Here is a 12,621-nt window from a genome sequence, read left to right on the forward strand (position 1 = left end):
TCCGGTTTTTAGGCCAACCTAAATTCTCCTGGCAGACGTTCACCGCGCATCTTGCGATGCCCGGCCGGCGGCGATGCGTTCGAGGACTGCGTCGGCGAGCACGACGACGCCCAGGAGCACCCCCGCGACGAACGACGCGAGACCTGCCCACGCGACGACCGCTGGCGAGTCCCGCGCCACCGCGAACGCGCCCCAGGCACCGGCGAAGAGACACGGCATCGAGAACGCGGCCAGCACGGCGTCCGACGCGCTGCCGGACGCCACCGCTCGCACGACCACCGAGAGCGCCAGCGCGAGCGCAAACGCGGGCAGCGACGCGAGGACGCCGTCACCGCCCCCGGCGCTCGCCATCGCCTCGCCACCGAGTCCCGGCAACGGGAGCAGCACGAACACCGCGGGCACGACGAACGCCAGCGCGAACAGAGACGAGGCGACGCGAGCGACGCACTCGACCAAGCCGCGAGCGCCCCGCCCGGTCATCCGTCGTCGAGCGCGGCGTGCGGCGAGATGTGCGGACCGGTCGGGCTCTCGTGGTCGACGGTCGCGTCGACGTGGAAGACGTCCGCGAGCAACTCCTCGGTCAGGACCTCCCGGGGCGGCCCCCAGTCGTAGAGTTCGCCGTCGGCCATCGCGATCAGGTTGTCGGCGAACCGCGCCGCCTGCCCGACGTCGTGCAGGACGATGCCGATCGTGACACCGTGATCCTCGTTCAGCGAGTCGAGGACCTCCATCACCCGGAGCTGGTGGTGGAGGTCGAGGTGATTCGTCGGCTCGTCGAGCAGGAGGATGTCCGTCTCCTGGGCGAGCACCATCGCGATCCACGCGAGCTGGCGCTGGCCACCACTGAGGTTGCTCATCTCGCTGTGCCGGAGGTGCTCGACGCCCGCCAGGTCGATGGCGCGGTCGACCGCCTCGTGGTCGGTCTCCGTGACGGACTCGAAGAAGCCACGGTGCGGGTAGCGCCCGTGGTACGCGAGGTCCTCGACCGTGATGCTCTCGGGCGCCTGGTTGTGCTGTGAGAGCAATCCGAGCTTGCGCGCGAGGTCCTTCGCGTCGAACGACCGGACGCGCTCGCCGTCGAGGACGACGCCGCCCGCCCACGGGTCCAGCTGGTCCGCCATCGACTTCAGGAGCGTCGACTTCCCGCTCCCGTTCGGCCCCACGAGCGCCGTCACCTCGCCCGCCGGCAGGACGACGTGCTCGCACTCGACGACGGGCTCCTCGTTCGTCGGATACCCGAGTTCGAGGTCCTCGCCGACGAGCTCGCTCGCATCAGCGGGTGATTCGCGGCCGGACACAGCAGCGATTCCGTCCTCGCTCTCCTGTCGTTCTTCGGGAGGCGACGGTCGCGCGGCGGCGCCGTGGCCACCGTCCATCCGCTCGCCACCGTCGTCGCCGTCGGTTCGGTCGCGGCTCATATCTCTCCCATCGCCTCCTGTTTCCGCATCAGGTAGAGGAAGTACGGTCCACCGACGAGGCCGGTGACGATACCGACCGGAATCTGGGCGTCGGCACCGACCAGCACCGACATCCCCAGTCGAGCGCCGACGTCCGCGGCGACCATGAGCGCCGGGCCCGCGAACAGGCAGCCGACGACGAGCTTCTTGTAGTCGCTCCCGACGACGTTCCGGACCATGTGCGGGACGATGAGGCCGACGAACCCGACGATACCGGCGACGGCGATGCTCGCCGCCGCGGCGAGCACCGCGACCCCGGACAGCGCGAACCGCACGCGCTCGACGTTCATCCCGAGGGAGTTCGCGGTGCGCTCGCCGAGCAGGAGGACGTTCAGCTGACGCGACCCGACGAGTGCAGCGCCGACGGCGAAGATCGTCCAGGGGAGCGCCATCCGCACCTGCTCCCAGTCGGTCCCCGTGAGCGACCCGGTCGTCCACGCGATCGCCGACTGGACGACACCGAGGTCGTCGGCGAAGAAGAACAACCCCGTCTGGAGCGACTGGAAGATGGTCCCGACGATGACGCCGGCGAGCACGAGCCGCACGGGACTCGTGCCGTTCTTCCACGCGATCGCGTACACGACGAGGAAGGCGACGATCCCACCGACGGACGCGATGACCGGGAGAAGCGACGATGGCGTGAGGACGAACTCGCCGAAGAGCAAAAGCGGGACGGTGAGTGACATGCCCGCGAGGACGACGAGCGTGACGAGGATCATCAGGCCGGCGCCCGAGGAGACGCCGAGGATGAACGGACTCGCGAGTTCGTTGCGCGTCACCGCCTGGAAGATCGCACCCGATATCGCGAGGTTCATCCCGACGAGCATCGCCACGAACACGCGCGGCAGCCGGATGTTCCACACGATGAGGCTGCGCTTGTTCATCTCGGGGAGTTCGCCACCGAAGACGAACGCGTTCCACGCGTCGAGATCGAAGATGACCTGCGTGTTGAAGACGGCCTGCCACGCTTCGACGAGCGTCATGGAGAACGCGCCGAAGCTCACCTGGACGAGCCCGCCGAGGACGACCACGCCGACGCTGGCGACGCACAGCGAGACGAGCGACGCGTCGACGAACCCGAAGTAGCCCGTGTTCTGCTCGGAGCGCTTCCGTCGCTGCTGGGTCTCGCTCGCCATGACTACTCGCTCGCCTCCGTGACCGACTCGTCCGTCGCCACCCGGTCGCGGAGCGCCCCGTCGTCGACAGCGTCGAGCACCGCCTCCACGCCGACCGCGTCGACGATTCGCTCCACGCCGACCGCGTCCGCGATGCGTTCGGGACCGACCACGTCGACGAACGTCGCGAGCCCGGCTTCGGCGCGGTCGTCGGCCTCGGCGTCGTCGATGCGCGTCTCGAACGCCTCGTCGACGTAGTCCTCGCGGAGTTCGGCGAGCTCGTCGTCGTCCAGGTCGTGGTCGTCCGCGAGCTCGTTCTCGAACCACTCGCGCCACCGGTCGCGGTCCGCCCACTCGCCGCTGAACTCGCTGTCCTGTCGGAGCCAATCGTACTCCGGCGCGACCTCGCCGGAGAGCCCGCGGGCGCGCCGTCGGTCCTCGACGAGCGACCGGGCGACGTGCGCGCCGTTCCCGGCCGCGACGACCGCCTGCGCGCTCCGCGCACCCGACGGGCTCGCGACGTACAGGCCATCGATGGGCGTCCGACCGTCCTCGTCGGCGTACTCGGGGTCGAAGCGCTCCTCGACCTCCCCGTGGTGCTCGTGCTCGACGAACAGGTAGGCGTCGGCGTCGGCAGCGAGCGGCCGGAGGTACGAGCCGTCGTACCACGCGGCAGCGACGACCTCGGTCGCCAGGACGGTCGTTCCCTCCTGGGTGCGGACGCGGAACCGCGCGTCATCGTCACTCGCGTCGCCACCGTCTGCGTTCACGTCACTCGCGTCGCCACCGTCTGCGTTCACGTCACTCGCGTCGCCACCGTCCGCGGCCTCGTCGCGCGGGAGGCGTTCGACCGCGTCGACGTTTTCCTCGACGCGGCGCGCGCCCATCTCGGCGACGTGCGCGTGCATGAGGTCGTGGAAGACGTCGACGTCGACACCCCCCGGGAAGCCGAGGTAGTTCTCGAGGTACGCGCACCGTCGAAGCGCCGAACTGCCGCGGTCGAAGACGACCGTCTCCAGGCCGTAGCGGGCCGCGAACACGGTCGCCGCGGAGCCCGCTGGGCCACCGCCGACGACGACCACGTCGACCGCGGTGTCGTCCACTGTCGCCGCGTCGACGGTCCCCGCGTCGGTTCCCGTCTCCGGACCGTCGTTCGTACCGTTCGCGTGTTCGTCGGACATGCTCAGAGCTTGGACTGCAGTTGCCTGGTCACGAACTCGTCGTCGAGGAGCGACTCAGGGCCGGAGAGGTGGACGAGCGGCGCGTTCTCGACGCGGAGCCACTCGTCGCGTCGGTCACCGGTCACGGTGACGGTCTGGCGAGCGCGCGGGACGCCGTTCTTGCGGCGTTCGTCCGTCGACTCGCGAACGGTCGCGAGCTCCACCGCGTCCGTCCGACGCTCGCAGACGACGAGGTCGTACGTCGGGAGCGCCGGGTCGACGTCGCGCATCGCGGCGCGATACCGCGCCGCCGCGTCGCACGCTCGCTCCGCCGCCTCGTACGTCTCGAACGCGACCGACGACACCGGGTCCGGGCTGACGCCGGTGTCCTTCCCGGCGACGACGAACGCGCCGCCGTCGACCGCGAGGTCCGCGACCGTCTCCCGCGCCTCGCGGACCGCCGCGGCCGCCCCGGCGACGCGCTCGGACGCGTCCCCGTCGTCGCTGCCGTCGGTCGCTCGGTCACCGTCCGCGCCGTCGGTCGGTCGGTCGTCTCCCGTGTCGTCGGTCCCTCGGTCGTCTCCCGCGTCGTCGGTCGCTGCCATCTCAGACGTCCCCCGCGACGACGTCGGCGACGCGCTCGCGGTCGAACAGTTGCTTCTCGACGCCGTAGAGCTGCTGGGCGGTGCGTTCGGTCAGCACCATGTTCGTGATCGGGCCCTGGTAGAGGCCGCCGGCGCGGTAGACGTCGCCGTTCTCGACGGCGGTGAGCGCGCTCGCGGTGTCGTGGGATTCGAGGAACGAGACGACGGTGTCCTCGAACTCGCTCTCGGACTTGGCCTCGTAGCCCCGGAGCAGGAGGACCTCGGGGTCGACCTCGAGGAGGGTCTCCAGGTCGATGGCGGCGCGACTCCCGTGGAAGTCCTTGATGCTGGTCTCCGCGAGCGCGTCGCGGACGCCGAGGTCGCGGAGGTGCTTGAACCCGGTGCCGTCGCCGATGATGTACGGATAGTACTGCTCGGGTTGGTCGCCGACGCCCCAGAGCACCGCGGCCGCGGGACGCTCGCTGGTACCGGGGACGGCGGGTGCGAGGTTCGCCTGGAAGTCGTCGTGCAGGGACTCGAAGGCCTCGTAGCGGTCGGTGCGATCGAAGACCTGGGCGAGCTTCTCGAAGCCCTCGTACAGCGAGTAGTACCGGTAGTCCTCGTGCCAGGGGTAGTGCTGGGCGTAGATGCAGTTCCCGAACATCGGGCCGACGGTGCTCGAGATCTCCTCGACGTCGCTCTGCTTCCAGCCCGAGAAGCGGTTCTGGAGGAAGTTCGGGTCCATGACGTGGACGTCGGCGTCGAGTTCGTAGAACAGCTCCTTGCTGACGCCGCCGTCCTGATAGAGCGAGACCATGTGGCTGGTGTCGACGCTGACGCCGTCGACCTCGTCGTAGTACTGGGTGTGGTAGCGCGATTCGAGCCAGACGGCCTTCGGGGGTTCGAGGCCGAGGGCGACGCCCATGTCGGCCCACGAGCCGTTGTTCGCGACCCACGTCTCGGGGACGCTCTCGAACTCGACCTCGCCGACTGGTTCGATGGAGACGCTGTAGGGGGTTTCGAGGCCGTCGTCCTGGGTGGTCGTCTCGTCGGCGCTGGTCGGTTCGGCGGTGGTCGGTTCGGTGGTGGTCGTCGCGTCGCTCTCGGCGTCGGTCGCTCCCTCGTCGCTCGTGCTCATGCAGCCTGCGGCGAGCGTGCTCGCGAGGAGTGTGCTACCGCCGAGGAGATACCCGCGTCGTGTTCGACGTGCGCCGTCTTGGTCGCTCATACGATTTAGGCTACCCTAAACGACTAAATGGCTTTCGATTATTAGGTCGTCCTAAATTCGAGAGTTCGGTATCGGGTGACGCGTCGACGCGACGCGAGCAGGACGCGTCCGTCGACGAGCATGGAACCGGGGAGAGGTCGGCGACGCAGCCAGGTTGTCGTCCACCAGTCAGGTCCATCGGTTGACCGAAGAGGCGTCGAGAACCACTCCGAGTCAGGCAGCACGACGTCCGGACGGTTGCACGACCGGGCGCCACGCCGGACAGCGCTCTCGAAGGCTAGGAGAGCGCGACAGGAGAGGGAATCGAGGTCCGACGGAGTCGTTCAGTCCAGTGCCGCTTCGCTGAGGGCGGCCGTCTCGACGGCGCCGTCCCCGTCGACGGTGATACGGTGCCCGTAGTAATCGAACGCGAGACTGGCGTCGGCGGCGGCCGAATCGACGAACGCGACGATGGCTTCCGGGTCGATCGTCTCCAGGAGCGGCGGGAGGTCAGTGTGCGACTCACCCGTGGCCTCCGCGACGGTACTGACGATGTCGACTATCGGATTCATTGTCGGTAACAGGGTTCGGGACTACTTAGAGACTGCAACTTTGAACTCTTAACCGGTTTTTTCATGAGTGAAACCGGGGGGCTGCGGTACCACCGAGTGGCGGCCTCGCCGTCTACGGACCGAGCGCCAGCCGACCGCCGGAGCCTCCCGACAGTCACGATAACACGGCACGTGCAGCGAACAGGAGGTTCTCCTTCCGTTCGCGGACCCGCCGGTAGAAGTACTGCATCCACTTGCTCCCGTACGGCACGTACTGGTAGACGTCGACGTCCTCGCCGGCGAGGTCGCGCTGCGCGTCCTCGCGGACGCCCATCAGCATCTGGATCTCGTACGGCGTCCCGTACTCCTCGTGGAGGTCGCGAGCGTGCTCGATCATCGCCGGGTCGTGACTGCCGACGGCGACCCCGTCCTCGAAGTGCTCGAACGCGTACGCGATGAGCTCCCGGTAGGACTCGTCCACGCGAGCCTTGTCCTTGTACGCGATTGACTTCGGCTCGTCGTACGCGCCCTTCACGAGACGGACCTTCCCCGGGAGCGGGGCGAGCCGCTCCAGGTCGTCGCTCGTGCGCTTGAGGTTCGCCTGGATGCAGACGCCGACGTTCCCGTCCGTCTCCCGCGCGTGCCGTTCGAACGCGTCGAGCGTCACGTCGGTCGTCTCGTGGTCCTCCATGTCTATCCACACGAAGACGCCACGTTCGGTGGCGGCGTCGACGATCCGCGCGAGGTTCTCCTCGAACACCTCGTCGCCGATACCTAGCCCGATCTGGCTGGGTTTCACCGAGACACAGCCGTCGACGTCGCTCGCCGCGAGGTCCTTCGCGAGCGAGATGTAGGCGTCCGCGTCCGCGTCGGCCGGCTCGCGGTCGTGATAGTGCTCGCCGAGGAGGTTCAGGATGACGGCGACGTCGTCCCGGTTCGTCTCGGCCGCGTGATCGAGTGCAGTCGCGGGCGTCTTTCCTGCGACGAAGTTACTCGCTATCGGCGGAATCATGCCTATAACCCATTCCTGTGCCGTGGTATATGGGCACCCGACCAGACGTTTCACAGTCGAATGGTCAGTAAATAACGTTTAAGTGCGTTTATCGCCGTCCTCAGGCGATTTTGGCTGCATTCCGACCATGGTCGGGCGGTACTATAGGCCTATAGTTCATAATTGATTCTCCACACCGCTATGGCACCTGATGACAAGCGCGGAAAAGTTCGCAGAGACGTACTGAAAGGCGTGGGCGTTGGCAGTATCGGACTGCTCGCGGGCTGTGTTACCTCGACAGACGAGACCGAGACCGAAGGCGACGGCGGCGGCGGCGGGGGCGACGGTGGCGACGGCGGGGGCGACGGTGGCGACGGCGGCAGCGACGGCGGCGACGGCGACAGCGGGATGGACACCTACCAGATCGGGATGGTGGACTCCGTCACCGGCTCGCTGTCCGCGTTCGGGCAACGCAACCAGCGCGGGAAGGACCTCGCGCTCGCGGACGTCAACGCCGAAGGCATCATGGGCGGCGACCTCGACATCATCGTCGAGGACTCCCAATCACAGAGTCAGGCGGGCGTGTCCGCCGCACAGAAGCTCGTCAACCAGGACGAGGTTCCGTTCGTCATCGGCGCCGTCGGCTCCGGCGTCTCGCTGGCGATCTACCAGTCCGTCATCCAGAGCACGGACGTCGTCCAGCTCAGTCAGAACTCCACGAGCCCGGCGCTCAGTGACTTCCCGGGCCTCCTCCGGATGAGCCCGACCGGGCGCGTCCAGTCCGGCGCGCTCGCGGACATCATGGCCGACGACGGCCACGACTCCGTCGCGATCACGTGGATCAACAACGACTACGGGCAGGGCATCACCGACGCCTTCACGAGCGCGTGGGACGGCGAGGTCGCGTACAACCAGAGCCACGACCAGGGCCAGTCGTCGTACTCGAGCGTCGTCTCCGGGATGGCGAACTCCGACGCGGACGCGTGGCTGTTCATCACCTACCAGCCCGAGTTCACCACGATGGCCCAGGAAGCGTACTCCAGCGGGTACGAGGCGCAGTTCTACGGCGCCGACTCCGTGAAGGGCCCCGAAGTCCTGAACAACACGCCCGAGGGCAGTCTCGACGGCATGAAGGTCGTCGCGCCGAGCGCCGCCATCGACCAGGACAACTACCAGCAGTTCGCGTCCCGCTTCGAGGACGAACACGGGAGCGCGCCGACGGCGTGGTCCGCGTACGCGTACGACTGCGTCATCACCGCAGCGCTCGCCATCCACACCGCGAGCGACTTCAGCGCGAGCGCACTCCAGGACACCGTCCGCGAGGTCACGCGTCCGGAAGGCGAACAGGTCTCGACGTACGCCGAAGCGGTCGAGGTCCTCGGCGAGGACGGCTCCGCGTCGGACATCGACTACCAGGGCGTGTCCGGCCCCATCGACTTCGACGAGAACGGCGACCCCGCAGGCTTCCTCCAGATCTTCACGGTCGAAGATCACGAGTACGTCACGACGGGCACCATCTCCTCGGAGTAACACCCCCTGACAATGTCCGTTCTCGAATACGCAGCGAACGGGTTGGTATTCAGTAGCATCATCGTACTGGCAAGTATCGGGCTGTCGCTCGTGTACAGCATCGCGAACTTCGCGAACTTCGCGCACGGCGACACGATGACCGTCGGCGCGTACGCGACGCTCGTCACGTTCGGTGCCGTCGGCACGCTCGGCGGCGTCGTCCTCGGCATCCCCTACGGGTTCTTCGTCGCGTTACTCGTCGGCGTCGTCGTCGCGGCACTCGTCGCGGTCGTCACGCACAAGGTCATCTACGAGCCCATCGACCTGGACTCCATCGGGTTGCTCATCACGAGCATCGGGGTCGCGTTCGTCTACCGCGCCACGGTCAGGCTCGGGTTCGGCGCGGACTTCACCGAGTTCGGCATCCAGGTGCTGCGACCCATCGAGTGGCTGATTCCCTACGGCGTCCGCGTGACGCTACACGACGTCGCCATCGTCGGGTCCGCGGTCGTGCTCGTCGCCGGCCTGCACACGCTCCTGCAGTACACGGACCTCGGCCGGAAGATGCGCGCGACCGCTGACAACCCCGACCTCGCGCGCGTCTCCGGCATCCGCACGAACCGCATCGAGATCTGGACGTGGATCATCGGCGCCGGCCTCGCCGGCGCCGGCGGCGGCTTCCTCGGCCTCTTCAACCAGCTGTCGCCCCGCATGGGGTTCGACATCCTGCTCGTCGTGTTCGCCGCGGTCATCCTCGGCGGTATCGGGAGCGTGTACGGCGCGATGCTCGGCGGGTTCCTCATCGGGATGATCAACCAGATGACGCCGCTGCTCAGTGACATCGGCATCCCGATCGGTATCGAGTACGCGAACGCCGTCGCGTTCGTCATCATGGTGCTCGTGCTGCTCGCACGCCCCACGGGTATCATGGGGGAGGCCGCATCATGAGCGAACCAGCGACGTTCCTCGGTGACCCACGCGGCTACGTCGCGGAGATGACGCGCGCCGAGCAGGGCGTCGCCGGCTTCGTCGTCACCCTCATGGCGCTGCTGTTCTACGGCCTCGTCACGGGCGGCCTCGGCCCGGCGTACTTCCTGTACCTCGTCGGGCTCGTCGGGATGTACATCCTGCTGAGCTTCGGACTGAACGTCCAGTGGGGGTACACGGGCCTCATCAACTTCTCCGTCGCTGCGTTCTTCGGACTGGGCGCGTACGGGACCGCGCTGTTGACCGCTGACTCCTCGCCGCTCGCCGGCGGGTTCAACCCGCTCGTCGGGCTCGTGCTCGGCCTCGTGCTCGCTGCAGTGCTCGCGGTCATCATCGGGATTCCGACGCTCAGACTCCGCACGGACTACCTCGCCATCGCCAGCCTCGGGCTGGCGGAGGTCGTTCGACTCCTGATGCTGAACGAACGGTGGCTGACGAACGGGAGCGCCGGACTACGCGGCATCCCCGGGTTCTTCGAGGGATGGCCGTTCCTCGCGACGTTCCCGCAGACGATGCCGGGACTCCGCTTCGAGCAGTTCGAGGTCGGCATCCCCGGCATCTGGACGACGCGCGTCCTCGGGTTCACGCTCGGCCAGTCGTTCTGGCAAGCGCTCCTGAACGTGTTCGTCGTGGCGGTGTTCGTCGGCGTCGTCTACCTGCTCCTGCGGCACGTCCACCAGAGCCCGTGGGGGCGCGTCCTCCGGACCATCCGGAGCGACGACGACCTCGCGGAAGCGCTCGGGAAGAACACGTACGCGTTCAAGATGCAGTCGTTCGTGCTCGGGAGCGTCATCATGGCGCTCGCGGGCGTGTTCTACGCGCACCTGAACCTGTTCGTGAGTCCCGGCGACCTCGAACCCATCAACACGTTCTACGTCTGGATCGCGGTCATCCTCGGCGGGAGCGGGTCGAACCGCGGTGCGATGTTCGGCGGGTTCGTCATCATCGCCATCCAGGAAGGCACGCGCTTCCTCGGCGGTGCACTCCCCGACACGTTCCCGGTGGACTTGCCGTCGCTCTTGTCGATCATCGAGTCGACGTACGCGACCGTCGTCGGGAACTTCGCGAGCACGCGCCTGCTCGCGGTCGGCATCATCATCATCCTCGTGATGCGCTGGCGGCCGGAGGGCGTCCTCCCGCCCCAGCGCGAACTCATCTGGCCGAGCGCGCTCGCCGACGCGGACGTCCCGGGTCGCGAAGCCGCTCGCGAAGCGAAGGTCACGGACAACAACAACGAGACCGGGTCGGTGCACGACCCCGACGAACTCGACGACGTGACCGAGGACGCTTCCGACGAGAGCAGCGAGGACGCACCGTCGTCCGGCGACGACGTCCAGGCGAACGGCGGGTCGACCGACCGTGGCCCTGCAGGTGACAACGACGCAGGCGGTCCAGGTGACGACGCCCCGTCCAAGGGAGGTGGTCGCGATGAGTGAGCAGCAGCCCCGGGAACGACTCCTCGACGGCCCGAACATGGAGAAGGACGACGTCGTCCTGGAGGTCGACACCCTCCGGAAGACGTTCGGTGGACTCGTCGCGACCGACGACGCGTCCTTCCAGGTGGAACGCGGCACCGTCACGGGCCTCATCGGCCCGAACGGCGCCGGGAAGTCCACGCTGTTCAACCTCATCACGGGGTTCTACGAGCAGGACTCCGGGAACGTCCGCGTGAACGGCGCGGACGTCACGAACGCGGAACCGCACGAGGTCGCCGAACACGGCCTCATCCGGACGTTCCAGACGCCCCGGAAGCTCGAAGGGATGACGGTCCGCGAGGCGATGCTCGTCGGCCCGCAAGCTCAGGACGGCGAGTCGTTCATCTCGCTGTTCGCGAACCCCGGGAAGGTACACGAACAGGAGAAACAGAACCTCGAGGACGCCCAGCGCATCCTCGAAGAGTTCGAGATCGGGCATCTGGCGACCCAGGCCGCGACCGACCTCTCGGGCGGCCAGATGAAGCTCGTCGAGCTCGCTCGCGCGATGCTCGCCGAACCCGAGGTCCTCCTGCTCGACGAACCCGTCGCCGGCGTCAACCCGACGCTCGCGAACAAGCTCCGCGACCAGATCGCGCGCCTGAACGAAGAAGGCGTGACGTTCTGTATCATCGAACACGACATGGACTTCATCATGAACCTCGCAGACCCCATCATCGTCCTCGACCAGGGGAGCGTCCTCGTCGAAGGGACGCCGGACGCCGTCCGGAACGACGACCGCGTCATCGACGCGTACCTCGGAGGGCCGGGCGAATGAACGTCCGCGCTCGCCGAGACGGAGGTGCTCGCGAATGAGCGCGAGCACCGGCGTCATCGAACGCGACGCGGACGAGGACGTCGTCCTCTCCGTCGAGAACGTCGACTCGGGGTACGGCGACGTCCAGGTGCTGGATGACCTGTCGATGACGCTCGCCGAGGACGAGATCGCGTGCCTCGTCGGCCCGAACGGTGCCGGGAAGTCCACGGTCCTGAAGACGGTCTTCGGGATGCTGACGCCGTGGACCGGGCACGTGAAGTACCACGGTGACGACATCGGCGGGATGGCGCCCGAGGACATCGTTCGCACCGGTATCGGGTACGTCCCGCAGACGGAGAACGTGTTCGGGAACCTCACGATCGAGGAGAACCTCCGCATGGGTGGCGTCGCGCGCAGCGACGACCTCGACCCCATCATCGACCAGCTCTACGACCGCTTCCCGCTGCTCACCGAGAAGCAGTCCGCGAAGGCGCGGACGCTCTCGGGTGGCCAGCGGCAGGTGCTCGCGTTCGCGCGAGCTCTCGTGATGGAGCCGGACGTGCTGCTCATCGACGAGCCCTCGGCGGGCCTGGCGCCGAACACCGCGGACGAGGTGTTCGCGGACGTCCAGGCGGTGAACGAACTCGGCACCGCCATCCTGATGGTCGAACAGAACGCCCGGAAGGGACTGGCTATCAGCGACAAGGGCTTCGTGCTCGACCAGGGCACGGTCGCGTACGCCGACGACGCCGACGGCCTGCTCGACAACCCCGAGGTGTCGCGGCTCTACCTCGGCGGCTGAGTCGACCACACACCCGCCGCGTTCGCCTT

The 12,621-nt window shown here is 67.7% G+C and carries 13 protein-coding genes; 5 read left to right on the forward strand and 8 right to left on the reverse strand.

What is annotated here, in order from left to right; all coding sequences use genetic code 11:
- Positions 1-39: 39 nt before the first annotated feature.
- The 8 genes from LI336_RS09075 to LI336_RS09110 form a co-directional block, all read right to left on the reverse strand.
- Complete coding sequence (locus LI336_RS09075; RefSeq protein WP_227132804.1) at positions 40-480, reverse strand: hypothetical protein; 441 nt, start codon at positions 478-480, stop codon at positions 40-42.
- Positions 477-1,376 (reverse strand): ABC transporter ATP-binding protein, encoded by a 900-nt coding sequence (locus tag LI336_RS09080; RefSeq protein WP_438267279.1) that lies wholly within the window; start codon positions 1,374-1,376, stop codon positions 477-479. The genes LI336_RS09075 and LI336_RS09080 overlap by 4 nt, the downstream gene beginning before the upstream one ends.
- A 38-nt stretch (positions 1,377-1,414) precedes the next feature.
- A complete protein-coding gene (locus tag LI336_RS09085; protein WP_227132806.1) occupies positions 1,415-2,593 on the reverse strand; it encodes a FecCD family ABC transporter permease in 1,179 nt (392 codons plus the stop codon).
- 2 nt (positions 2,594-2,595) lie between these two features.
- A complete protein-coding gene (locus LI336_RS09090) occupies positions 2,596-3,753 on the reverse strand; it encodes an FAD-dependent oxidoreductase (RefSeq protein WP_264475351.1) in 1,158 nt (385 codons plus the stop codon).
- 2 nt (positions 3,754-3,755) lie between these two features.
- On the reverse strand, positions 3,756-4,337 hold the full coding sequence (locus LI336_RS09095) for a DUF7552 domain-containing protein (RefSeq protein WP_227132807.1): 582 nt from the start codon (positions 4,335-4,337) through the stop codon (positions 3,756-3,758).
- Position 4,338: 1 nt separating this feature from the next.
- Positions 4,339-5,544: an ABC transporter substrate-binding protein gene (locus LI336_RS09100; protein WP_227132808.1), complete on the reverse strand. Its 1,206-nt coding sequence runs from the start codon at positions 5,542-5,544 to the stop codon at positions 4,339-4,341.
- 323 nt (positions 5,545-5,867) lie between these two features.
- Positions 5,868-6,095, reverse strand: coding sequence for a HalOD1 output domain-containing protein (locus tag LI336_RS09105; protein WP_227132809.1), 228 nt, complete (start codon positions 6,093-6,095; stop codon positions 5,868-5,870).
- Between the two features lie 154 nt (positions 6,096-6,249).
- The gene (locus LI336_RS09110; protein ID WP_227132810.1) at positions 6,250-7,086 is read right to left on the reverse strand and encodes a proline dehydrogenase family protein; all 837 of its coding nucleotides are present in this window, start codon (positions 7,084-7,086) and stop codon (positions 6,250-6,252) included.
- Between the two features lie 180 nt (positions 7,087-7,266).
- On the opposite strand from LI336_RS09110, the gene LI336_RS09115 reads away from it, so the two are divergent.
- From LI336_RS09115 to LI336_RS09135, 5 genes are read left to right on the forward strand one after another with little or no spacing between them, the layout of a single operon-like run.
- The gene (locus LI336_RS09115; protein ID WP_227132811.1) at positions 7,267-8,595 is read left to right on the forward strand and encodes an ABC transporter substrate-binding protein; all 1,329 of its coding nucleotides are present in this window, start codon (positions 7,267-7,269) and stop codon (positions 8,593-8,595) included.
- A gap of 12 nt (positions 8,596-8,607) precedes the next feature.
- The gene (locus tag LI336_RS09120) at positions 8,608-9,522 is read left to right on the forward strand and encodes a branched-chain amino acid ABC transporter permease (RefSeq protein WP_227132812.1); all 915 of its coding nucleotides are present in this window, start codon (positions 8,608-8,610) and stop codon (positions 9,520-9,522) included.
- A complete protein-coding gene (locus LI336_RS09125; protein WP_227132813.1) occupies positions 9,519-10,997 on the forward strand; it encodes a branched-chain amino acid ABC transporter permease in 1,479 nt (492 codons plus the stop codon). The genes LI336_RS09120 and LI336_RS09125 overlap by 4 nt, the downstream gene beginning before the upstream one ends.
- Positions 10,990-11,811 (forward strand): ABC transporter ATP-binding protein, encoded by an 822-nt coding sequence (locus tag LI336_RS09130; RefSeq protein WP_227132814.1) that lies wholly within the window; start codon positions 10,990-10,992, stop codon positions 11,809-11,811. The genes LI336_RS09125 and LI336_RS09130 overlap by 8 nt, the downstream gene beginning before the upstream one ends.
- Before the next feature lie 34 nt (positions 11,812-11,845).
- A complete protein-coding gene (locus tag LI336_RS09135) occupies positions 11,846-12,592 on the forward strand; it encodes an ABC transporter ATP-binding protein (protein WP_227132815.1) in 747 nt (248 codons plus the stop codon).
- The last annotated feature ends 29 nt before the right edge of the window (positions 12,593-12,621 follow it).

Source organism: Halorubellus salinus, from assembly GCF_020567525.1.
In the GTDB taxonomy this organism is placed as follows: Archaea; Halobacteriota; Halobacteria; order Halobacteriales; family Natrialbaceae; genus Halorubellus; species Halorubellus salinus.

Coding starts and splice junctions, on each gene's coding strand:
- LI336_RS09075 (WP_227132804.1), bottom strand. CDS start 480: ATGACCGGGCGGGGCGCTCGCGGCTTGGTCGAGTGCGTCGCTCGCGTC.
- LI336_RS09080 (WP_438267279.1), bottom strand. CDS start 1,376: ATGGACGGTGGCCACGGCGCCGCCGCGCGACCGTCGCCTCCCGAAGAA.
- LI336_RS09085 (WP_227132806.1), bottom strand. CDS start 2,593: ATGGCGAGCGAGACCCAGCAGCGACGGAAGCGCTCCGAGCAGAACACG.
- LI336_RS09090 (WP_264475351.1), bottom strand. CDS start 3,753: ATGTCCGACGAACACGCGAACGGTACGAACGACGGTCCGGAGACGGGA.
- LI336_RS09095 (WP_227132807.1), bottom strand. CDS start 4,337: ATGGCAGCGACCGACGACGCGGGAGACGACCGAGGGACCGACGACACG.
- LI336_RS09100 (WP_227132808.1), bottom strand. CDS start 5,544: ATGAGCGACCAAGACGGCGCACGTCGAACACGACGCGGGTATCTCCTC.
- LI336_RS09105 (WP_227132809.1), bottom strand. CDS start 6,095: ATGAATCCGATAGTCGACATCGTCAGTACCGTCGCGGAGGCCACGGGT.
- LI336_RS09110 (WP_227132810.1), bottom strand. CDS start 7,086: ATGATTCCGCCGATAGCGAGTAACTTCGTCGCAGGAAAGACGCCCGCG.
- LI336_RS09115 (WP_227132811.1), top strand. CDS start 7,267: ATGGCACCTGATGACAAGCGCGGAAAAGTTCGCAGAGACGTACTGAAA.
- LI336_RS09120 (WP_227132812.1), top strand. CDS start 8,608: ATGTCCGTTCTCGAATACGCAGCGAACGGGTTGGTATTCAGTAGCATC.
- LI336_RS09125 (WP_227132813.1), top strand. CDS start 9,519: ATGAGCGAACCAGCGACGTTCCTCGGTGACCCACGCGGCTACGTCGCG.
- LI336_RS09130 (WP_227132814.1), top strand. CDS start 10,990: ATGAGTGAGCAGCAGCCCCGGGAACGACTCCTCGACGGCCCGAACATG.
- LI336_RS09135 (WP_227132815.1), top strand. CDS start 11,846: ATGAGCGCGAGCACCGGCGTCATCGAACGCGACGCGGACGAGGACGTC.